Here is a 19,847-nt window from a genome sequence, read left to right as displayed (position 1 = left end):
CTGCCGCTGATGGGCTGGGTGGCGCTGGCGGTTCTGGCACTGGCGGCGGGCGCGCTGCTGTGGTTGTGCGGTGCGCCGCGTGCGCTGACGATGATCCTGGCCGCGGCGCTCGTGCTCGGCGCCGCGGGCTATGCGTGGCAGGGGCGACCGACATTGGCGGACAGCCCGCGTACGGCCCAGGCGCGGCAGCTGGAGATGGAACCGGGGCTTGTGACCTTTCGCGCCGCCATTCTCGGCACGCGCAATCGCGGCGCGTTCAGCACCGCCGATGCCGCAATCCTGGCGGGCCGGCCGGACGAGGCGGTCGCGGTGCTGATCCGCGCCGTCCAGCGCGCGCCCGACGATTTCGCGGTGTGGACCGCGCTCGGCACAGCCTATGCGATCAACGACAATCAGCAAATGTCGCCCGCCGCCAGCTTCGCCTTCGCCCGCGCGGTCAGGCTGGCCCCGCGCGAGCCGGGACCGCCCTTTTTCCTGGGGCTCGCGCTCGTCAATGCGGGCGAGCTGGAGGCGGCCCGTGCCGCCTGGGCCCGCGCGTTGGCGCTGTCGCCGCGCGATGCGCCCTATCGCCGCGATATCGAGGAACGGGTGCGCCTGCTCGACGGCTTCATCGGCATGATGGCGCGCCCCGCGCCACGATAGGCGACGCGCTGCTGCGCGCGCTAATTTCGGCTTCCGAACCTACAGGGGGCTATCCTACGCGGGGCCGCTGGGCCTATGTCCGGGACATGGCCTTGACCGTTGTCCGCATCGCCCCGTCCGGCATCGCTGTCGCCCCGAACGATCGGGTGCGCGGGTGCGAGCATCGGCGCGCACAGCCCGCAACTTCCGCAACTTCGCGCGCATGATCGCGCACCTGACCGGGGTGCTGGCCAGCGCCGGCCTGGACAGCGCGGTGGTCGATGTCGGCGGCGTCGGCTATCTGGTCGGCGCGTCGGCGCGCACGCTGGGGGCGCTGCCGCCCGTGGGGTCGACCGTCACGCTCCACACCGAAATGCTGGTGGGGGAGGATTTCATCCGCCTGGTCGGTTTCGCCGATGCGGGCGAGCGCGACTGGTTCCGACTGCTGACCGGGGTGCAGGGCGTCGGCGCGCGCGTGTCGCTCGCTATCCTGTCGGTGCTGTCGCCCGATGAGCTCAACATCGCCGTCGCGCGTCAGGACAAGGCGATGGTCGCGCGCGCCAACGGGGTCGGGCCGAAGCTTGCCGAACGCATCGTGCGCGAGCTGAAGGACAAGGCCGGCGGGCTGGTGATCGGGCCGGCCGTTGCCGGGGCCGCGGCCGCACCCCCGGCCGGCGCGGCTGCCGATGCCGCGTCCGCGCTGCTCAACCTCGGCTTCAGGCCCGCCGAAGCCGCTGCCGCGGTGCGCGCCGCCGAGGACGAACTGGGCACCGCCGCGACGCTCGACGCCCTCGTCCGGCTGGCGCTGCGCAAGGCGGCGAAATGAACCTGCACCGCTCACCACGACGTTGGCGCGTCGCGTGTAAGCAGCTATGTTACACGTCATGACCGACTTGACCCTTTCGCTTCCGCCGGCCCTGCAAAGCTGGATCAACGCGCGTGTCGCCGACGGTCTGTATCTTGATGCCGCCGACTACCTACGCGATCTGGTTCGCCGCGATCAGGAGTCGGCGGACGCCGATACGCGCTGGGTGCGCGCCATGATTGAGGAGGGGCTGGCATCCGGTATTGTCGACCAGGATCCTCGGGATATCGTTCGCGAGCTGATTGACCAAGATCCTGATCTTCGTGACTAGTTTGCGCACGACGGCGGCGGCACGCGCCGACATTCGGAACATCCGTAGCTACAGCAAGACCGCCTTCGGTCCGCAGCTCGCACGCGACTATCTCGACGGCCTGGCTGCGGCGTTTGACCGCATTGCCGCGAAACCCCAGGTGGGTCATCCAGAAGCGGCGCTGGGAGATCTGATCCGCAGCGTGAAGTATCGGTCGCACCGCATTTATTATCGTGTCGAAGGCGACGGCATCCTCGTGGTGCGCGTCCTGCATCACGCTCGAGACAGGCCGTCGACTGTCGGAAGCAGCCAATGACCGACGACCGTCTGCTCACCGCCGCCCGCCGCCCGGAGGATGTCGACGCCGCGCTGCGGCCGCGCGCGCTCGACGACTTCGTGGGCCAGCAGGGCGCGCGCGACAATCTGCGCGTGTTCATCGCTGCCGCGAAAGCCCGCGGTGAAGCGCTTGACCACGTGTTGTTTTTCGGCCCGCCGGGGCTGGGCAAGACGACGCTGGCGCAGATCATCGCGCGCGAGATGGGTGTCGGGTTCCGCGCCACCTCCGGCCCGGTCATCGCCAAATCGGGCGATCTCGCCGCCTTGCTCACCAATCTCGAGGACGGCGACGTCCTGTTCATCGATGAGATTCACCGCCTCGCGCCGGCGGTCGAGGAAGTGCTGTATCCGGCGATGGAGGACCGCGCGCTCGACCTGATGATCGGCGAGGGGCCGTCGGCGCGGTCGGTGCGGATCGACCTGCCGCGCTTCACCCTGGTCGGCGCGACGACGCGGCAAGGGCTGCTCACCACGCCGCTGCGCGACCGGTTCGGCATCCCGGTGCGGCTCAATTTCTACACGGTCGACGAGCTGGAGCGCGTCGTCACCCGCGCCGCCGGGCTGCTCGGACTCGCGATCGCGCCCGATGGCGCGCGCGAAGTGGCGCGGCGTTCGCGCGGCACGCCTCGCATCGCCGGGCGGCTGCTCCGCCGGGTGCGCGATTTCGCCCACGCCGCCGGGCACGAGGTCGTCGATGCACGCGCCGCCGATGCCGCGCTCAACCGGCTGGAGGTCGATGCGCTCGGCCTCGACGCGATGGACCGGCGCTACCTCACGATGATCGCCGACATTTATCGCGGCGGCCCGGTGGGGGTGGAGACGCTGGCGGCGGGCTTGAGCGAACCGCGCGACACGGTGGAGGAAGTGATCGAGCCCTATCTGATCCAGATCGGCATGATTGCCCGCACCGCGCGCGGGCGCTGCCTCAACGGGCCGGCGTGGAAGCATCTGGGGCTCGATCCGCCGACCGGCGGACAGGACGGGCTGTTCGACTGACGAAACGATCGTGGTCGGGCGGCGATGCCCTGTTCATGCGCCGCCGGCTTGGTTAAGGCCCCGGCATGAATGACGCCTGCGACCTCCAGCCGGTCAGCGGCCGGTTCGTCGGGACCGAGCATCGCTACCCGGTGCGCGTCTATTTCGAGGATACCGACCTGTCGGGCGTGGTCTATCACGCCAATTACCTGCGCTTCATGGAGCGTGCGCGTTCCGACATGCTGCGTCTCGCCGGGGTCGACCAGCGCGCCGCGCATGAGGCGGGCGAGGGCGCCTATGCGGTGCGCGACGTGGCGCTGCGCTTCCACGCGCCCGCGAAACTGGACGACGCGCTGGTCGTTGTCAGCCGGCTGATCCAGCTGCGCGCCGCTTCGGTGGTCATTCATCAGAGAGTCATGCGCGGCGACACGATATTGACCGACGCCTCGGTCGAGGCGGCGTTCGTCGCGCCATCGGGTCGGCCGCGGCGCCAGCCTGCGTCATGGGTGGCGGCGTTCGAGCCGCTGGTCTGGAAGGGGAATTGATGGATTTCGCGTTGAATGCCGACCCGGCGACGCTGTCGCCACTTGCGTTGTTCCTCCAGGCCGACTGGGTGGTGAAGGCGGTGATGCTGGGCCTGCTCGCCGCCAGCATCTGGACGTGGGGGATCATCATCGCCTTTCTGACCCGGCTGGGGGGCGTACGCAAATCGATCGCGCGCTTCGACGCGGACTTCGACCGGGCGGAGGACATCGACGCCTTCTACCGCATCCATTCAAAGGGCGAGACCGCGATCGAGCGCGTTTTCGTCGCCGGCGTCGATGAATGGCGGCGATCGACCAGCGGCAAGGTGATCGACCGCGAAGGCACGCGCGAGCGCCTCGCCACCGCGATGGGATCGCGCGTCGCCGCCGAAATCGACGCGCTGGCGGATCGCTTGAACGTGCTGGCGACGGTCGGTTCGGTCGCGCCGTTCGTCGGCCTGTTCGGCACGGTGTGGGGGATCATGCGAAGCTTCACCGCGATCGCGCAGGAACAGAGCTCGTCGCTCGCGGTCGTCGCACCGGGGATCGCCGAGGCGCTGTTCGCGACCGCGATCGGCCTGTTCGCGGCCATCCCGGCGGTGATCGCCTACAATCGTTTCGCGCACCGCATCAACGGCGTCGAGGCACGGCTGAGCCGTTTCGCCGACAAGTTCCACGCCCAGCTCAGCCGCGCGCTGGAGGGGTAGGGCGATGGCGATGAACCTGCCGTCATCCAAGGCGAAGGGGCGGCGCGCGCCGATGGCCGACATCAACGTCACCCCGCTGGTCGACGTGATGCTGGTGCTGCTCATCATCTTCATGGTCACCGCGCCGCTGCTCACCGCGGGGGTGCCGGTCAACCTGCCCGACAGCCGGGCTAGGGCGCTCGACCAAGACCAGCAGCCGGTCCAGGTCGCGATCGACGCGGACGGCCGCATCTTCGTCGACAAGGACGAGGTGACTGAGGCGATCCTGCCCGACGTGCTGGCGCGAATTGCCGCGCGCAGCGGCCCCGATGGGCAGCCGCCCCAGGTCTATCTGCGCGCCGACCGCTCGCTCGGCTATGGCCGGGTGATCGGGGTGATGGGCGAGCTCAACCGCGCCGGGCTCAATCGCGTGGCGCTGGTCAGCGCGAGCCGGGACGCGCGGTGAGCGCGGCGACGGCAGGTCCCGGGCGCGCGGAATGGGCGGGGATCGCGGTCGCCGCGATCGCCCATGTCGCGCTGTTCGGCCTGTTGTCGCTCGGCTTCCTCGAAACCCCCAATCCGCTCAATCTGAAGTCCAAGGCGATCGACGTATCGCTGATCGACGATGTGGCGCTGGAGGCCGCCGCCCCGGTCACCGCGGACGCGCCCGCGACTTCGATCGCGCCCGATGCCGGCCCGCCCGAGGATGCCGCGCCCGCCGAGCCGGTGCGGCCATTGCCCGAGCCCGAGCCGGTTGCCCCGCCCGCACCCAAGGCCGCGCCGCCGCCCCGGCCCGAGCCTGCGGCCAGCCCCAAGCCGCCGACCCCCGCCAGGGCGGAGCGCAAGCCGGAGCCGGCCAAGGCGGAGGCGAAGCCCGCGCCCAAGACGACGACCGCCAAGGCGTCGGGTAGCGATCCGGCAGCAAAGCGTCCGCGACCGACCGGGGCGCGGCTGGGCAGCGATTTCCTGAAGGGAATCGTCGATCGGCCGTCGGCGGGCAAGGCACAGACGCCGCGCGCTGCCAATGTCGGTGCCCAGGCGGTCGCGGGCCTGGCCGACGCGATTGCGCGCCAGGTCCAGCCCTGCGCCAACCGCATCCCCAATCCGGGCCCCGGCGCCAACCTGATCCGGTCGCGCATCCGGCTCCAGATGAAGCCCGACGGGACGATGGCGGTGCGCCCCGAGCTGCGCGGCCAGACCGGGGTCAATGACGGCAACCAGCGTTATGCCCAGCGCGTCGCCGAACTTGCGATCGCTGCGTTCATTCAGTGCGCGCCCTACACGCTGCCGGCGGAGCTTTACGAAGGCGGCTGGGAAGACATCATTATCAATTACCGGCTTCCCGAATGATGCCGATGCGAAACGAACTTGGATCACGACCGTTCAACGCCCTAACGACGGCGACGAAGAGGATGAGGACCCCGATGCGTAATTCGATCGCCCTTGCGCTTGCTTTGTTCGGTGTGGTCGCTGCCACGCCAGCCTTTGCCCAGGTGGAGGTCGACATCGTCGGTGGCATCAGCGCACCCATGCCGATCGCCATCCCGCCGATGCCGACGCCCAGCGTCGCTTCGACCGCCGCCGGCTCGACCGACGCGCTCGGCCGCGAAGTGGCGCAGGTGGTGACCAACGACCTGCGCAATTCCGGCCTGTTCCGCCCGCTCGGCCCCAATGTCCTGCGCAACGTGACGATGGCGGAGGTGACCGCGCCCGATTACGGCTATTGGGGATCGACGGGTGCACAGGCGCTGATCGAGGGGTTCGTGCGCGCCAATGGCGACGGCACGCTGACCGTCGGCTGCTATCTCTACGACGTATTCGCCCGCACCGAACTGACCCGCCAGGGCTTCGTCGTCCAGCCTGCCGAATGGCGGCGCGCCGCGCACAAATGTGCCGACGCGGTCTATACCCGCCTGTCGGGCGAGGGACCCTATTTTGACAGCCGCATCGTCTATGTCTCGGAAACGGGGCCGAAGAACAAGCGGATCAAACGGCTGGCCATGATGGACCAGGACGGGGCCAACCACCGTTTCCTGACCAACGGCCAGTCGATCGTGCTCAACCCGCGCTTCTCGCCGTCGGGCGACACCCTTGTGTTCATGAGCTACGAGAATGACCGGCCGACGATCTACAGCTACAATCTCGCCACCCGAGCTCAGCGCGCGCTGGTGACCAATGTCAGCCTGGCCTTCGCGCCCAAATTCTCGCCCGACGGCCGCTATGTGCTGTTCTCGATGGCGCGGGCGGGCAATACCGACCTGTATCGCGTGCCCGCCGGCGGCGGCACGCCGCAGCGGCTGACCACCGCGCCCGGAATCGACACGTCGGGCACCTATTCGCCGGACGGGTCGAAGATCGTGTTTGAAAGCGACCGTTCGGGCGGCCAGCAGCTTTACGTGATGAACGCCGACGGGTCGAACCAGCAGCGCATCAGCTTTGGCGGCGGGCGCTATGCGACGCCGGCATGGAGCCCGCGCGGCGACCTGATCGCGTTCACGCGCGTCGGCGGCGGCAAATTCTCGATCGGGGTGATGAGCCCGTCGGGCGGTAACGAACAGATCCTGACCGACGCCTGGGGCGACGAGGGACCGAGCTGGTCACCCAATGGCCGCGTCCTCACCTATCTGCGCACCGCGCAGGGGTCGGGCCGCGCCGAAGTTTGGTCGGTCGACCTGACCGGGGTCAATGAGCGGCGCATTCCGACCCCGCTCGATGGATCGGACCCCGATTGGGGACCGTTACGCAAATGAGCCTGCGGGCGCGACGCAACCTATCTCACAAGGAGAAACGATCATGGCCAAGACGATGACCAAGCTGGTGCTGCTGGCGGCACTCGCCGCGACCGCCGGATGCGCGAAGAAGCGTCCCGACGTGCTGCCGCCCGCCGCGGGCGAGGCACCCGCCCAGACCACGCCGGAAACCACCGGCCCGGTCGGCAACGCCGTCGTCCCCGGGTCGGCGGAGGATTTCCGCCGGACTGTGCGCAGCGACACGGTCAATTTCGCGCTCGACCAGTATGAGATCGACGCGACAGCCGGCGGCATCCTCGACAGCCAGGCGGCGTGGCTGTCACGCTATCCCAATGTCCGCGTGACGATCGAAGGCCATGCCGACGAACGCGGCACGCGCGAATACAACCTCGCGCTCGGCGACCGCCGCGCGAATGCGGTCGCGACCTACCTCGCCAATCGCGGGATCGCGGCCACGCGAATCACCACGATCAGCTATGGCAAGGAACGCCCGCTGGCACTCGGCTCGGACGAAGCGAGCTGGGCGCAGAACCGCCGTGCGGTGACCGTCGTCGTCGAGTAAGCCAGACGCGGCGCAGCGGGAAACGACGCTGCGCCGCGCTTTTTCATCGCGGTCAAAACGCGTTCCAGCTCGCGAGACACTGTTAACACCCTTCATCATCTCTTTACACTAAGTCATTAACTTGACTGGGCAATATGGGATGGTGGTTCCGATGCTCTTTCGTCTTACATCGACTGCATTCGCGGCGGTTTCGCTGGCGGTAGCGACCCCGGTTCTGGCGCAGTCGCGCTCCACGACGATGGCGGTCACCGCCACCGTGCTGGAGAATTGCAATATCGCGGCAACGCCGATGGCGTTCGGGACGCTGGGTGGCGTCGGCGGCACCGATAGCGACACGACCGCATTGGTCACGCTGACCTGTACGCCCAACGCCGACTTCGAGGTCGCGATGGACAACGGCCAGAACGCCCAGGCGTCGCAGCGCCGCCTGCGCAGCGTGCTGGGCACCGAATATCTGCCGTACCAGATCTATCGCGACGCGGGCCGCACCCAGGCGTGGGGCAGCACGAGCGGGCTCAACACCCAGCCCGGCACCGCACCGCTGGGTCTGGCGACCTTCACCGCTTATGGGCGCATTCCCGCGAGCGCGACCCCGGTCACCGCGGGCGTCTATACCGACACGGTCACCGTGACGGTCAATTTCTGAACATGCGATGGGAACGCGTCGCCCCTTGACGATTGCCCGCCGTGCCCCGCCGCGGGTCGATCACGGGCCTGTCGGATCACGCCGGCGCGGTTCCGGCCGGCCGCGTCGCATCCGGACGGCGGCGGCGATCGGGTTGGCAATGCTCACGGTTGCGACCGCAACCCGCGCCGCGTTGCCGGGGGGCCTGGAAATGAGCCCGTTGCGGATCGACCTGACCCCGGAAGTCCCGGCACAGCGGCTGACGCTGCGCAACGGCGGCGATCGGCCGGTCGCGGTGCAGCTTCGCGCGTTCGAGTGGCAGCAGGACGGGCAGGGCGACGTCTATTCGCGCACCGATCGCCTGAGCGTGACGCCCGCGATCGTCGAGATCGCGCCAGGCGCGACGCAGCTGTTCCGGGTTGCGCCGCGCGCCGCCGCCGACGTGCCCGAGCAGCGGTATCGCGTCGTCGTCGACGAGTTGCCCGCCCCCGAGGCCACGCCGGTCGCAGGCATGGCAACCCGGTTGCGGATCACCGTGCCGGTGTTCGTGGCTGCCCCGGCGGCACGCGACAGTCGCCTGCGCTGGACCCTGTCCGCAGCGGGGCTGCGCGTTGCCAACCTGGGCGACCGAAGCGCGCGCCTCTATCCCGGCAGCATCGTGAACGCGGCCGGGCAGACCGTCGCGATCATGGCCGCGCCGCCGCGTTACCTGCTGGGCGGCAGCGCGTTACCGGTCATGCTCGACCGGGTGCCGAGTTGCGCGGCGGGGGAGCTGACGCTCGTTCGCGCCAACGCGGACGGCTCCTCCGATGCACCCCAGCCGATCCTGTGCGGCTAAGCTTGCGCACGCCCTGTCCCCGGTGTCGCTACTGGTGGGCTTTGCGGCGGCGTGGCCGGCGGCGGCCGCCGACCGGGACGATCCGTTCAGGCTCAATCCGCTCGAACTGAAACGCGGATCGACGGGAGCGACCGAGTGGCTGGTCGAGGTCGAGATCGACGGCGACCGCACCGACATGCTGGTCGCGTGCCGGGTGACGCCCGAGGGGCTGCTCCTCGCCGCGGAGGATGCCCGGCGCATCGGGGTGTCGGGCATAACGGTTCCCGGCGGGGTGCTGTTGCGCGCGGGCGCTCCGGGGTGGCGGCTGGATCGTGCGAACGGGGTGCTGATCGTCACGACCGCCGATCGCGTCCAGCAGATCGACCTGGGCGCGCCGGCGCAACCGCAGGCGACGGGGCGGGTGCGGCCGGTGGTCGCGGTGATCGCCGACTATGATCTCAACCTGATCGCCGACCGCGACGGCGTTCGCCCAGCAGGTCTGGTCGCCGGAAGGCTGGCGCGCGGGCCGAGCGCGCTCGACACCGGATGGGCGATCACGGCGGGTCCGGGCGGCGGCACGCGGCTGGCGCGGCTCGACACCAGTTTCTCGACCTTCTGGCCCGATCGCACGCTGGGCATCCGGATCGGCGACTTCATTTCGCGGCCAGGCCCGGCGACGCGCGCGCTGCGGCTGGCGGGCGTCCAGTTCGGGACGCGGTTCAACGTCGCGCCCGATCTGATCACCCGGCCGGTGGCCGAGCTGTCGGGATCGGTCGCAGTCGCCTCCACGCTCGACCTGCTGCTCAACGATCGGCGGGTACGCCGCGACCAGGTGAGCGGGAATTACGCGCTCAGCCGCGTTCCCCTGGTGCCCGGGCGCAACCGGATCGACGTCGCGCTGACCGACGTGACCGGGCGACAGGTGATTGAGACGCAGCGGGTCTACAGCCTGAGCGACGCGCTGGCCGCGGGGCGCACCGACTTTTCGATCGAGGCGGGCCTGATCCGCAGAGGATATGGCTTCCGCAATCCGCGCTATCGGGGTGCCGCCGCCAACATGGTCGTGCGCCACGGCCTGAGCGATCGCATCACCGGCGAGATCAACGCACAGCTTGCCGGTGACTTCGCCTCGATCGGCGGGGTCGGTCACCTCACGGTCGGGGGGCTCGGCGCGCTCAGCCTGGGGACGCAGGCGAGCCGGTCGGCGCGCGGGGGCCGGACCCGATCGGGCGCGGCGTTCACCGCGGCGTTCGAATCGATCGGCCCCGTGGTGTCGGGGCGGATCGCGGCGCGACACACATCGGGCGACTATGCCGACCTTGCGCGATCGGCGGGTGACCCGCAACCCGAAGCGTTTGTCGTTGGGACCGTCGATTTCGACCTGGGTCGCCTGGGCGCGATCGACCTTCAGGTGGCGGAGCGGAGCGGGCCGGGAATCCGCCGGCTTGACGATGCGCCGCCGCGCAACAGCCGGGGCGTTTCGATCGGGTATCGCCAGACGCTGGCGCGCCGGATGAGCCTGTATGTGCGGGCAGACGGGCGGCGCGACGCCGGGTGGCGCTTTTCGGCGATGGCTGGGCTGTCGGCGGCCTTCGGGCCGCGCACGACCGTGTCCGCGTCGGTCCTGGCCGCACAGGGCGGGACGCTCGCCACCGCCGGCGTCTATCAGGGCGACACCGCTGCGGGCGAATGGGGATATGCCGTCCAGGCCGTCACGGGTGGCGTCGATGCGGCCGAGGTCGCCGTCGCCCGGCGCTGGCACGGCGTGCGCGGCGAGGCCGGACTGCGCCTGGTCGAGGGGACGGCCCAGGGTCGCGTGAACGCACGCGGCACCGTCGTGTTCGCCGATGGCAGCGCATTCGCGACGGCATCCAGCCATGGCGGCATCGCCATCCTGCGGACCAGTTCGCCGACCGCGGTGCGGGTGATGCATGAAGGGCGTCCCGCCGGTGAGGCGAGCGCGCGGCGTCCCGCCATGATCGCCAACGTTCCCGCCTTCGTTCGCTCACGGTTCGAGATCGACCCGGTGAGCATTCCGCCCGACGCAGTGGTGCGTCAGGCCGGTGTGGTGGCGTCGGTGCCCGACCGCGGCGTGATCGCGGTCGACCTGGCGGTCGAGCGCTATGTGGCGGCGCGGCTGGCCCTGCGCGATGCGGACGGCAACCCGATCCCGCCGGGCACCGCGCTTTACGCCTTTCCCTCAGGCGCACGCTACCGGGTGGGTTTCGATGGCGAGCTGGAGATCAACGCGGCGCTCGCGGATGCTGAACTGCGCGTCCGCCATGGTCCGTCGACCTGCTTCGTCGCGCTCGACGGCCGCGCGAATCCTGTCGCCGACACGCCGGCGGTGCGGACATGCCATCCCCGGATCGCGGACACGGGCGGTTCGGGTCCGCGTTAGCCGAAATGGCTTGCCCGCCACCGTTGCGTGATATAAAAGTGATATCACATTAACGGGAGGCAAAAGCATGAATACGGCGAACGACCGCGCGCTGCGCATGACGTCGGAACGCGAAATAACGACGCGAAGCGGCTATGGCATGTTGGCGGTGGCACTGGTCTTGAGCGTCGCCAGCGTCGGGGCGACGACGATGGTGCGCGCCGCGCCGGCGCCGACGGTGACGGTCATGGTGATCGCCGGGCTGCTTACGATCTTCGTCCTGGCGGGCTTCTACCTGCTCCAGCCCAATCAGGCGGCGGCGATCCTGCTGTTCGGCGATTATCAGGGGACCGATCGCACCACCGGGCTGCGCTGGACCTGGCCGTGGCTGTCCAAGAAGAAGGTGTCGGTGCGCATCCACAACATCACGTCGGAAAAGCTGAAGGTGAACGACCTGCGCGGCAATCCGGTCGAAATCGCGTCGAACGTGGTGTGGCGTGTGGCGGACACCGCCCAGGCGCTGTTCGACGTCGACGATTATCGTGAGTTTATCAACATCCAGATCGAGAGCGCGGTGCGCGCGATCGGGTCGCGCTATCCCTATGACGATTTCGACGCCGACAGCGTGACGCTGCGCGGCGACGGCGATCATGTCGCCAACGAACTGCGCCGCGAGCTGCAGGAACGCGTCGAGATGGCGGGCATCCAGATCGACGAGTGCCGGCTGACCCACCTCGCCTATGCGCAGGAAATCGCGCAGGCGATGCTGCGCCGGCAACAGGCCGAAGCGGTCATCGCCGCGCGCGCCAAGCTGGTCGAGGGCGCGGTGTCGATGGTCGAACATGCGCTGGAACAGCTGTCGAGCAAGCAGGTGGTCGAACTGGACGACGAACGCCGCGCGGCGATGGTGTCCAACCTGATGGTCGTGCTGTGTTCGGAGCGCGACACCCAGCCGGTGGTGAACGCGGGTTCGCTGTACCAGTAAGCATCGAAAGGTGGCCGTTCCCCCCAAAAAGGCGTTTCCGCTAAGGCTCGACCCCGCATTGTTCGCGGCGATCGAGCGGTCGGCGGCGGGTGACCTGCGCAGCGTCAACGCGCAGGTCGAGTGCCTGCTGCGCGAGGCGCTGGCGCGGCGCGGCGTGCGGCTGGCCCCGCCCGAGCGCGCCCGGCGGGGGCGGCCACCCAAGGAGAGTGAATGATGCGCGGAAATTCGTGTTTCAAGTGCGGCGGCTCGATGACGGAGGGGTTCACCTTTCGCACCAATCACAGCGGCCAGCATGCCGTGGCGGAATGGATCGAGGGCGCGCCGCAGAAAAGCTTCTGGAACGGGCTCAAGCTCTCCGGTCGCAAGCGGATCGACATCCAGACCTATCGCTGCAGCCGCTGCGGCCTGCTGGAATCATATGCCCGCAGCTGAGGACCCCAAGCTTGCGATGATGCGAACGTGCCGGCGACTTGGGTCGCCGGGCAAACCGGGAAGGGGACGGACGATGCGACCGAGACTGACGGGACTGACCAGCGCCGTGCTGGCGATGGCGACACCCTGCGCGGCCCAAGGGGCTGATCCGACCGCGCCGGTCGAGATCGCGACCGCCGGCCCCCGGGGGCCGCTGGCCGGCACGCTGATCCCGCCGGCGCCCGATCGGCCCGTGGTGCTGATCCTGCCCGGATCGGGTCCGACCGACCGCGACGGTAACAGCCCGCTGGGTATCCGGGCGAGCAGCTACCGCCTGCTCGCCGAGGCGCTGGCACGGCGCGGCATCGGCAGCGTGCGCGCCGACAAGCGCGGCCTGTTCGGCAGCAAGGACGCGGTCGCCGACCCCAATGCGGTCACCGTCGCCGACTATGCCCGCGACGCGGGCGGCTGGATCGACACGATCAGGAAACGGACGGGGCGGCCCTGCGTCTGGCTCGCCGGTCATAGCGAGGGCGGGCTGATCGCGCTGGTGACGGCACAGGGGCGCAGCGATATTTGCGGGGTGGTGCTGATCGCCGCGCCGGGCCGCAAGCTGGGCGACGTGTTGCGCGAACAATTGCGCGCCAACCCCGCCAATGCGCCCCTGCTGCCCGCGGCGATGGCAGCGATCGACACGCTGGAGGCCGGCGGATCGGTCGACGCGGCGACGTTGCCGCCGCCGTTGCTGGCGCTGTTCAATCCGGCCGTGCAGCCGTTCCTGCGCGACCTGATGGCGCAGTCCCCGATCGCACTTGCGGCGGCGTTGAAGGCGCCGCTGCTGGTCATCGCCGCCGAGCGCGACATTCAGGTGCCGCCTACCGACGGTGAGGCGCTGGCGGGCGCGAAGCCCGGCGCGGTGCTGGTCCGCGTGGCCGATGCCAACCACGTGTTGAAACGCGTGACGTCGGACGACCGTGCGGCCAACCTGGCGACCTATGCCGACCCGTCGCTGCCGGTGGTGCCGGAGATCGTCGACGCGATCGTCGCGTTCATCGGCAAGGATTTGGGTTCGGCCCGCTAACGGATCTGCGTATGTCGCAAGGCCTCTCCGTCGAACCCGATTGGATCGTCACCCCGGCCTCGTGCCGGGGTCCACTGCGCCACATCGCGGCCGCCGCGCCGGTCTGAGCCGCCTCAACGGCGTAAGGTCATGTATCCTCGCGTCGGGTCAGAGGCCTGTGCCGGCTGACGGCGGGTGTTGGAAATGACCCGTGATGGCATCGACCCGTGTCAGCGCCGCCGCCGCTCCGCGCGCGAGTCGTACGCGTTGGCGGGGTCGAACGCCTCGTCGAGCAAGCGGGCGAGGCGCAGGCCGGCGCGCTCGACCTGAAGGCGCTGGGGATCGACCGAGCGGTTGATCGAATCGTTGCTGAGCTTCACCGCCGACTGGGGCGGGCCGCACGGGTCGCCGCCCTGCGCTTCGGCATAGGCGACGTCGCGCGCCACCTGCCACGCCTGCTGCGCCCAGTCGGCGGTGGTGCCGGCGGTGATCGCCGACTTTTCATCGGCGGTATAGCTGCGGACGAGGCTGGGCGGCGTCGAGATCGCGCGTTCGGCCAGTGCGCCGTCCCAGATCGAATGCAGGTTCAGCCGCTCGCTCTCATAATCGCCATAGGCCGCCTTGACCGCATTGCCGCCGCGATCCTGGCGATTGCCCGAATGGAGCGGCATGTGCATGTCGCCGACGAAGTGGATGAGGAAAGCGAGCGCGGCCACCTTCTCGCGCATCGGGATCGAGCTGTCCTGCAGCAGCTTCACGTCGCGGTCGATCTGTGCCGAGACGCAATTGCCGTTGGCGCACGCGCTTTCCAGATCGAACGGCTTGCAGATGTCGATCGTCTGGTAATGCCAGGGTGCCGAATAGTTGAAACGCAGCCCCATGCCGCGGATGCAGTCGGGCCAGACGCTTGCGTCCTCGGGCGTCGCCGCGCGGCACGTCGGCGTTTCCAGCAGCGCCGATTTCGCCAGCATCGCGCGCACCTTGGCGCGGGTCGCGGGGCGGACATTGGCCATCGCGATATCGGCAATCGTCGCGTGCGCGTAACGGCCATAGGCGTTCGCCGTCGACGGCAGGAGGAGGCTGGCGATGGCGAGCGCGGCGAGGAGATGTCTGAGCATGAATGGCCTGCCTGAAGATGGATTTCAGTTACGCAACCCGCTCATCCTGAGTAGCCGCTGAGCGAAGCCAAAGCGGCGTATCGAAGGACGAGCGCGCGGTCTCTGTCCTCCGATAGCGGCCTTCGACTTTGCTAAGTCCCTACTCAGGATGACCGGTTTGGGTGTGTGGCTGGCCGCTACCGGCCGATTGCGACGATTGAAAGACGGTCGCGGGGCCGACTTTCCGATTATTCCTCATCCCCGTAAATCGCGACCTTGCGCGTCCCGCCGGCGATGGCGCGGCCGCGATACATGCCCGGCGTGTTGAAGCTCCACGCTGCCTCCCCGGTCGGGCCGGTGACGATGACGCCGCCGTCGCCGCCCAGGTCGGCGGTTTCCTTCATCACGGCGTCGGCGGCCTGTTGCAGCGTTTCGCCCTTGAAGCGCACGCGCGCGCAGATTTCGTGCGCGACGCCCTCGCGGATGAAGAACTCGCCCGCGCCGGTGGCGGAGACCGCGCAGGCGCGATCGTCGGCATAGGTGCCCGCCCCGATCACCGGCGCGTCGCCGATCCGGCCCCAGCGCTTGCCGGTCAGCCCGCCGGTCGAGGTCGCGGCGGCGACATGTCCTGCCTTGTCGAGCGCGACGGCGCCGACGGTGCCGTATTTCAGGTCGATATCGAACCAGCCCGCCGAACGCGACTTGAGCTCGTCGAGCTGGCGACGGCGCTCGGGCGTGGCGAACCAGCTGGGGTCGACCGTCTCGACGCCGTTGTCGCGCGCGAACTCCTCCGCCCCCGCACCCGACAGCATCACGTGCGGGCCCTTCTCCATCACCTTGCGCGCCAGCGTGACCGGGTTCTTGATCGTCGACACGCCGGTGACGGCCCCGGCACCACGCGTAGCGCCGTCCATGATCGCGCTGTCGAGTTCATTGGTGCCGTTCCAGGTGAACACCGCGCCGCGCCCGGCGTTGAAATGGGGGTCGTCCTCCAGGATCCGGACTGCAGCCTCGACTGCATCGAGCGCGCTGCCGCCGCGTTCGAGCACCGCCGATCCCGCGACCAGCGCCTGGTCGAGCGCGGCGCGCACCGCCTTGTCCTGTTCGGGCGTGATCCGTTCGCGTTCGATCACGCCCGCGCCGCCATGAATGACGAGCGTCCATTGCGGGCGATCCTGGGCGTGGGCGGGCAGGGACATCAGCAGGGCTCCGATCAACAGGGGAAGACGCATCAGATGGGTTCCTTCACGACTGGGTCGCGACCCTAGCAGGCATCGCGCGCGGTTCCAGCCGGGGACGCAGGCCGATCAGTGGCCGCAGCCAGCCGATGCGCCGCCCGGCGAGATAGAAAGCCCAGCAGCCCGCGACCGTCGCCGCCAGCGTGATTGCGAACTCGATCGGCGCCGAGGGGGCAAATCGACGCAGCGCCCACACCACCGCGACGATGATCGTCTGGTGGATGAGGTAGAAGGGAAAGACCGCCTCGGTCAGCATCGTGCGGCGCGGATGGTCGCGGTCGAGGAAGCGGTCGGCAAGCCCGATCAGCGCGACGATCGCCCCCCATTGCTGGACGCTGTGCGCGGACAGATAGACCGGCAGGAAGTCGCGCGCGATCGGGATCGCACCGGGCCAGTTGAGCTCGGCTGCCGCCTTGACGCCATAGCCCGCGATCGCGGCCAGTCCGGCGACTTTCCACCACCGGCGGATCGCCGCCATCGCCGCCGCCGACCCGGCCAGTCCGAAGCCGAACAGGAAGGCCGGTAGATAGATGGCATGGGCGACCGGATCGTCGAACAGCGCGTGCGTCTCGCCGCGCATCGGGAACCAGCGCAGATGGACCGCGAGCAGCCAGGCGAGCGGCAGCACGAGCACGCCGACGCCGCCGAAAGCGCGGTCGAACACGCGCTGGAGCCACGATGTGCGCACAAGTGCGATCAGCACCGCCAGCGCCATGGTATAGACCCACAGATAACCGACGAACCACAGATGGTTCCAGGTCGGCAGGACGAGCCCGTCGAGCGTGCCGAAGCGGAAATAGTCGTGGATCCAGAAATGCGGCAGCCCGAAGCCGTAGCCATGCTTGGTGACGAGCTCGATCCAGGGCTGGGGCGGCACGACGACGATGACGCCGAACAGGAGCGGCACGACCAGCCGCATGGTGCGGTTGCGCGCGAACGCCGTCACACCGCCGGCGCGGCGCAGCAGCGCGCGCGTGGCGTAGCCCGAGACGACGAATAATAGCGCCAGCCGCCACGCGTTGAGCGCCAGCATCGGTACCACCACCCAATCGGCAACGTGCGGCGACTTCACGTGGAAGTTCCACGGCGCATAGACGAGGCCGATATGATAGAGGATCAGCAGCGCGAACGCCGCGATCCGCAGCCAGTCCATCCCGTAATGCCGCGCGATCGGCGGGGCCGCGTCCGGGCGGGGGGCGGTCGCCGTGTTCGTCATCGCTTCGCTTTAGGGGGAAACCGACCGCGACGATAGCGGGGTCGGCGCGTATCGCCTTCCGCTGTCGCGGCGGGGCGGCTATACCGGCCGCATCATCGGCTCTTCAGCGGGAAACCCCATGTCTGTTCGTCCCTGGCGCGATATCATCCGCCGCAAGTCCCGCCAGATCATGGTCGGCAACGTCCCCGTCGGCGGCGATGCGCCCGTCACGGTGCAGACGATGACCAATACCGAAACTTATGACGTCCGCGGCACGATCGACCAGATCCGCCGTTGCGAGGAAGCGGGGGCCGACATCGTCCGCGTGTCCTGCCCCGATGTCGAAAGCACCGCGGCGCTCAAGCAGATCGTCCGCGCCGCCCGCGTGCCGATCGTCGCCGACATCCATTTCCACTACAAGCGCGCGCTCGAGGCCGCGGATGCGGGCGCGGCATGCCTGCGCATCAACCCCGGCAATATCGGTTCGGCCGACCGGGTGCGCGAAGTGGTCAACGCCGCCAAGGCCAATGGCTGCGCGATCCGCATCGGCGTGAATGCCGGCAGTCTGGAGAAGGACCTGCTCGAAAAATATGGCGAGCCGTGCCCGGAGGCGCTGGTCGAAAGCGCGCTCGACCATATCAAGCTGCTGCAGGACCATGATTTCCACGAATTCAAGGTGGCGGTGAAGGCATCCGACATCTTCCTGGCGGTCGCGGCCTATCAGCAGCTCGCGGAAGCCGTGGATTGTCCGCTGCACCTGGGCATCACCGAAGCCGGCGGGTTCGTCGGTGGCACCGTCAAGTCGGCGATCGGTATCGGCAGCCTGCTCTGGTACGGTATCGGCGACACGATCCGCGTCAGCCTGTCCGCCGAGCCCGAGGAGGAGGTGCGCGTCGGCTTCGAGATCCTCAAGAGCCTGGGGATCCGCAACCGCGGTGTGCGCGTCGTGTCGTGCCCCAGCTGCGCGCGCCAGGGCTTCGACGTGATCCGCACCGTCCAGACGCTTGAGGAGCGGCTCCAGCATATCCGCACGCCGTTGTCGCTCAGCGTGTTGGGCTGCGTCGTTAACGGCCCGGGTGAGGCGCGTGAGACCGATATCGGGCTGACCGGCGGCGGTGCGGGCAAGCATATGGTCTATCTGTCGGGCGTGACCGACCACACGGTCGAGGACGCCGACATGGTCGATCACATCGTCCGGCTGGTCGAGGCCAAGGCCGCCGAGATCGAGGCCGCGAACGAGGCGAAGGCGGCCTGACCCGAGGCGCCGGGCCGCGGGTCAGGCCGCGTCCGGTTCCGGCCCCGACGGCATGTTGGGTGCGACATCCTCCGCGCGGAAGCCCAGCGTCACGTGGCGCTTCACCTCGCCAGCGACATCGCTGACGAGATAGAGCGGCCGCCGCTTGGCCTCGACATAAAGGCGGCCGAGATATTCGCCGATCATGCCCAGCACGAACATCTGCACTGCGCCCAGCACGACCACGACCAGCATCAGCGACGTCCAGCCCGGCAGCGCGTGGCCCATCGCGAACGCGCCCAGGATATAGATGACGAGCAGCACCGACGCCGCCGTCAGCCATAGTCCGACATGGCTGGCGAAACGCAAGGGCGCGGTCGAGAAGCCGGTAACCGCATCGAGCGCGAATCGGATCATCTTGGCGAGCGGATATTTGCTCTCGCCTGCGATGCGTTCGGCGCGGTCATAGGCGAGCGGCACCTGGCGGAAACCGATCCACGCGACCATGCCGCGCACGAAGCGCGCCTGTTCGGGCAGCGCCAGCAGCGCATCGAGCGCGCGGCGGCTCATCAGGCGGAAATCGCCGGTGTCGAGCGGGATCGGCGTGTCGGTTACGCGGTCGAGCACGCGATAGAAGGCGGCGGCGGTCAGCTTCTTGAAGAAGGTCTCGCCCTCGCGCTTGCGGCGCACGGCATAGACGACGTCGGCCCCCTCCGCCGCCATCACGCGGCGCATTTCGCTCAACAGTTCGGGCGGATCCTGAAGGTCGGCATCGATGATCAGGATCTGGTCGCCCGCGCACAGATCGAGCCCGGCGGTCAGCGCCAGCTGGTGCCCGTGATTGCGAGAGAGGTTGATCGCGACGACGTGGCGGTCGCCCGCCGCCAGCCGCTGCATGACCGGCCAGCTGGCGTCGCGCGACCCGTCATTGACCAGAACGACCTCGTAATCCTCGCCCACCGCCGCGCGCGCCGCCGCCGATACACGCGCGTGCAGGGCGTCGAGGCACCCTTCCTCATTGTAGCAGGGGATGACGATCGAGAGCGCGGGGCGAATCATGGCCGCGCGGTCTACGCCTTTTCGCTGCCGAGTCGAGGGGGCGGGGGCGGAGCGCTACCGCGACATCGTTGCTGTCCTTCTCAGAGGCTGACCGGGAAAGGGGATGATCGCAAGACCCCGCCACTCCTTCTTCGTCACCCCGGCCTCGTGCCGGGGTCCACCGCGCAACCCGCACGG

Annotated in this window: 23 protein-coding genes; 19 read left to right on the top strand and 4 right to left on the bottom strand. The window is 69.0% G+C overall.

Annotated features, from left to right (window positions below):
- Positions 1-9: 9 nt before the first annotated feature.
- The 18 genes from GO308_RS08275 (at position 10) to GO308_RS08190 (ending at position 13,868) form a co-directional block, all read left to right on the top strand.
- Positions 10-642, top strand: a complete 633-nt coding sequence (locus tag GO308_RS08275) for a tetratricopeptide repeat protein (RefSeq protein ID WP_240885101.1) — start codon at positions 10-12, stop codon at positions 640-642.
- Positions 643-844: 202 nt separating this feature from the next.
- On the top strand, positions 845-1,447 hold the full coding sequence (ruvA, locus tag GO308_RS08270; protein WP_240885100.1) for a Holliday junction branch migration protein RuvA: 603 nt from the start codon (positions 845-847) through the stop codon (positions 1,445-1,447).
- 58 nt (positions 1,448-1,505) lie between these two features.
- On the top strand, positions 1,506-1,757 hold the full coding sequence (locus GO308_RS08265) for a type II toxin-antitoxin system ParD family antitoxin (RefSeq protein ID WP_231726181.1): 252 nt from the start codon (positions 1,506-1,508) through the stop codon (positions 1,755-1,757).
- Positions 1,729-2,052 (top strand): type II toxin-antitoxin system RelE/ParE family toxin, encoded by a 324-nt coding sequence (locus GO308_RS08260; protein ID WP_240885099.1) that lies wholly within the window; start codon positions 1,729-1,731, stop codon positions 2,050-2,052. Before GO308_RS08265 ends, GO308_RS08260 begins: the two co-directional genes overlap by 29 nt.
- Positions 2,049-3,068 carry a Holliday junction branch migration DNA helicase RuvB gene (gene ruvB / locus GO308_RS08255; protein WP_066671521.1) on the top strand — a complete coding sequence of 340 codons (1,020 nt, stop codon included), beginning with the start codon at positions 2,049-2,051 and terminating at the stop codon, positions 3,066-3,068. Before GO308_RS08260 ends, ruvB begins: the two co-directional genes overlap by 4 nt.
- Positions 3,069-3,133: 65 nt before the next feature.
- Positions 3,134-3,592: a tol-pal system-associated acyl-CoA thioesterase gene (gene ybgC, locus GO308_RS08250; RefSeq protein WP_066548079.1), complete on the top strand. Its 459-nt coding sequence runs from the start codon at positions 3,134-3,136 to the stop codon at positions 3,590-3,592.
- Positions 3,592-4,278 (top strand): protein TolQ, encoded by a 687-nt coding sequence (gene tolQ / locus GO308_RS08245; RefSeq protein ID WP_066476473.1) that lies wholly within the window; start codon positions 3,592-3,594, stop codon positions 4,276-4,278. Before ybgC ends, tolQ begins: the two co-directional genes overlap by 1 nt.
- A 4-nt stretch (positions 4,279-4,282) precedes the next feature.
- Positions 4,283-4,723 (top strand): protein TolR, encoded by a 441-nt coding sequence (tolR, locus tag GO308_RS08240; RefSeq protein WP_240885098.1) that lies wholly within the window; start codon positions 4,283-4,285, stop codon positions 4,721-4,723.
- Complete coding sequence (locus GO308_RS08235; protein WP_240885097.1) at positions 4,720-5,607, top strand: cell envelope biogenesis protein TolA; 888 nt, start codon at positions 4,720-4,722, stop codon at positions 5,605-5,607. The genes tolR and GO308_RS08235 overlap by 4 nt, the downstream gene beginning before the upstream one ends.
- A gap of 74 nt (positions 5,608-5,681) precedes the next feature.
- Positions 5,682-7,007, top strand: a complete 1,326-nt coding sequence (tolB, locus tag GO308_RS08230) for a Tol-Pal system beta propeller repeat protein TolB (protein WP_066673165.1) — start codon at positions 5,682-5,684, stop codon at positions 7,005-7,007.
- A 43-nt stretch (positions 7,008-7,050) separates the two neighbouring features.
- The gene (pal, locus tag GO308_RS08225; RefSeq protein WP_240885096.1) at positions 7,051-7,569 is read left to right on the top strand and encodes a peptidoglycan-associated lipoprotein Pal; all 519 of its coding nucleotides are present in this window, start codon (positions 7,051-7,053) and stop codon (positions 7,567-7,569) included.
- A gap of 151 nt (positions 7,570-7,720) precedes the next feature.
- Positions 7,721-8,215, top strand: a complete 495-nt coding sequence (locus GO308_RS08220; protein ID WP_197417154.1) for a spore coat U domain-containing protein — start codon at positions 7,721-7,723, stop codon at positions 8,213-8,215.
- Positions 8,216-8,354: 139 nt separating this feature from the next.
- Positions 8,355-9,032: a fimbria/pilus periplasmic chaperone gene (locus tag GO308_RS08215; RefSeq protein ID WP_240885095.1), complete on the top strand. Its 678-nt coding sequence runs from the start codon at positions 8,355-8,357 to the stop codon at positions 9,030-9,032.
- Between the two features lie 22 nt (positions 9,033-9,054).
- Positions 9,055-11,412 (top strand): hypothetical protein, encoded by a 2,358-nt coding sequence (locus tag GO308_RS08210; RefSeq protein ID WP_240885094.1) that lies wholly within the window; start codon positions 9,055-9,057, stop codon positions 11,410-11,412.
- Positions 11,413-11,479: 67 nt separating this feature from the next.
- The gene (locus GO308_RS08205) at positions 11,480-12,376 is read left to right on the top strand and encodes an SPFH domain-containing protein (RefSeq protein WP_240885093.1); all 897 of its coding nucleotides are present in this window, start codon (positions 11,480-11,482) and stop codon (positions 12,374-12,376) included.
- 10 nt (positions 12,377-12,386) lie between these two features.
- Entirely contained in the window at positions 12,387-12,590 is a 204-nt protein-coding gene (locus tag GO308_RS08200; protein ID WP_066476446.1) for a hypothetical protein, read from the top strand.
- Positions 12,590-12,808, top strand: coding sequence for a hypothetical protein (locus tag GO308_RS08195; protein ID WP_197419062.1), 219 nt, complete (start codon positions 12,590-12,592; stop codon positions 12,806-12,808). The genes GO308_RS08200 and GO308_RS08195 overlap by 1 nt, the downstream gene beginning before the upstream one ends.
- A gap of 73 nt (positions 12,809-12,881) precedes the next feature.
- On the top strand, positions 12,882-13,868 hold the full coding sequence (locus GO308_RS08190; protein ID WP_240885092.1) for an alpha/beta hydrolase: 987 nt from the start codon (positions 12,882-12,884) through the stop codon (positions 13,866-13,868).
- 209 nt (positions 13,869-14,077) lie between these two features.
- Here the strand turns inward: GO308_RS08190 and GO308_RS08185 are convergent, their stop codons facing one another.
- From GO308_RS08185 to GO308_RS08175, 3 genes are all read right to left on the bottom strand, one after another.
- Positions 14,078-14,965 carry a S1/P1 nuclease gene (locus GO308_RS08185; RefSeq protein ID WP_240885091.1) on the bottom strand — a complete coding sequence of 296 codons (888 nt, stop codon included), beginning with the start codon at positions 14,963-14,965 and terminating at the stop codon, positions 14,078-14,080.
- Between the two features lie 227 nt (positions 14,966-15,192).
- Positions 15,193-16,143: an isoaspartyl peptidase/L-asparaginase gene (locus GO308_RS08180; protein WP_066548209.1), complete on the bottom strand. Its 951-nt coding sequence runs from the start codon at positions 16,141-16,143 to the stop codon at positions 15,193-15,195.
- A 46-nt stretch (positions 16,144-16,189) separates the two neighbouring features.
- Entirely contained in the window at positions 16,190-17,398 is a 1,209-nt protein-coding gene (locus GO308_RS08175; RefSeq protein WP_240885090.1) for an acyltransferase family protein, read from the bottom strand.
- A 118-nt stretch (positions 17,399-17,516) separates the two neighbouring features.
- Here GO308_RS08175 and ispG point away from each other — a divergent pair, with 118 nt between their 5' ends.
- Positions 17,517-18,632, top strand: coding sequence for a flavodoxin-dependent (E)-4-hydroxy-3-methylbut-2-enyl-diphosphate synthase (gene ispG, locus GO308_RS08170; RefSeq protein WP_240885089.1), 1,116 nt, complete (start codon positions 17,517-17,519; stop codon positions 18,630-18,632).
- Between the two features lie 21 nt (positions 18,633-18,653).
- Here ispG and GO308_RS08165 read toward each other — a convergent pair whose 3' ends face one another.
- A complete protein-coding gene (locus GO308_RS08165; protein WP_240885088.1) occupies positions 18,654-19,670 on the bottom strand; it encodes a glycosyltransferase family 2 protein in 1,017 nt (338 codons plus the stop codon).
- Positions 19,671-19,847 lie beyond the last annotated feature (177 nt).

The sequence above is a fragment of the Sphingomonas sp. SFZ2018-12 genome (assembly GCF_022496715.1).
Lineage (GTDB): Bacteria > Pseudomonadota > Alphaproteobacteria > Sphingomonadales > Sphingomonadaceae > Sphingomonas.
Note: the sequence above shows the minus strand (reverse complement) of the source record. Positions and strands in the feature narration are given on the sequence as shown.

What these genes read in the sequence shown, in the direction of transcription:
- GO308_RS08275 (WP_240885101.1), top strand. Translation starts at nt 10, where the DNA reads ATGGGCTGGGTGGCGCTGGCGGTTCTGGCACTGGCGGCGGGCGCGCTG.
- ruvA (WP_240885100.1), top strand. Translation starts at nt 845, where the DNA reads ATGATCGCGCACCTGACCGGGGTGCTGGCCAGCGCCGGCCTGGACAGC.
- GO308_RS08265 (WP_231726181.1), top strand. Translation starts at nt 1,506, where the DNA reads ATGACCGACTTGACCCTTTCGCTTCCGCCGGCCCTGCAAAGCTGGATC.
- ruvB (WP_066671521.1), top strand. Translation starts at nt 2,049, where the DNA reads ATGACCGACGACCGTCTGCTCACCGCCGCCCGCCGCCCGGAGGATGTC.
- ybgC (WP_066548079.1), top strand. Translation starts at nt 3,134, where the DNA reads ATGAATGACGCCTGCGACCTCCAGCCGGTCAGCGGCCGGTTCGTCGGG.
- tolQ (WP_066476473.1), top strand. Translation starts at nt 3,592, where the DNA reads ATGGATTTCGCGTTGAATGCCGACCCGGCGACGCTGTCGCCACTTGCG.
- tolR (WP_240885098.1), top strand. Translation starts at nt 4,283, where the DNA reads ATGGCGATGAACCTGCCGTCATCCAAGGCGAAGGGGCGGCGCGCGCCG.
- tolB (WP_066673165.1), top strand. Translation starts at nt 5,682, where the DNA reads ATGCGTAATTCGATCGCCCTTGCGCTTGCTTTGTTCGGTGTGGTCGCT.
- pal (WP_240885096.1), top strand. Translation starts at nt 7,051, where the DNA reads ATGGCCAAGACGATGACCAAGCTGGTGCTGCTGGCGGCACTCGCCGCG.
- GO308_RS08220 (WP_197417154.1), top strand. Translation starts at nt 7,721, where the DNA reads ATGCTCTTTCGTCTTACATCGACTGCATTCGCGGCGGTTTCGCTGGCG.
- GO308_RS08215 (WP_240885095.1), top strand. Translation starts at nt 8,355, where the DNA reads ATGCTCACGGTTGCGACCGCAACCCGCGCCGCGTTGCCGGGGGGCCTG.
- GO308_RS08205 (WP_240885093.1), top strand. Translation starts at nt 11,480, where the DNA reads ATGAATACGGCGAACGACCGCGCGCTGCGCATGACGTCGGAACGCGAA.
- GO308_RS08195 (WP_197419062.1), top strand. Translation starts at nt 12,590, where the DNA reads ATGCGCGGAAATTCGTGTTTCAAGTGCGGCGGCTCGATGACGGAGGGG.
- GO308_RS08190 (WP_240885092.1), top strand. Translation starts at nt 12,882, where the DNA reads ATGCGACCGAGACTGACGGGACTGACCAGCGCCGTGCTGGCGATGGCG.
- GO308_RS08185 (WP_240885091.1), bottom strand. Translation starts at nt 14,965, where the DNA reads ATGCTCAGACATCTCCTCGCCGCGCTCGCCATCGCCAGCCTCCTCCTG.
- GO308_RS08180 (WP_066548209.1), bottom strand. Translation starts at nt 16,143, where the DNA reads ATGTCCCTGCCCGCCCACGCCCAGGATCGCCCGCAATGGACGCTCGTC.
- GO308_RS08175 (WP_240885090.1), bottom strand. Translation starts at nt 17,398, where the DNA reads ATGACGAACACGGCGACCGCCCCCCGCCCGGACGCGGCCCCGCCGATC.
- ispG (WP_240885089.1), top strand. Translation starts at nt 17,517, where the DNA reads ATGTCTGTTCGTCCCTGGCGCGATATCATCCGCCGCAAGTCCCGCCAG.
- GO308_RS08165 (WP_240885088.1), bottom strand. Translation starts at nt 19,670, where the DNA reads ATGATTCGCCCCGCGCTCTCGATCGTCATCCCCTGCTACAATGAGGAA.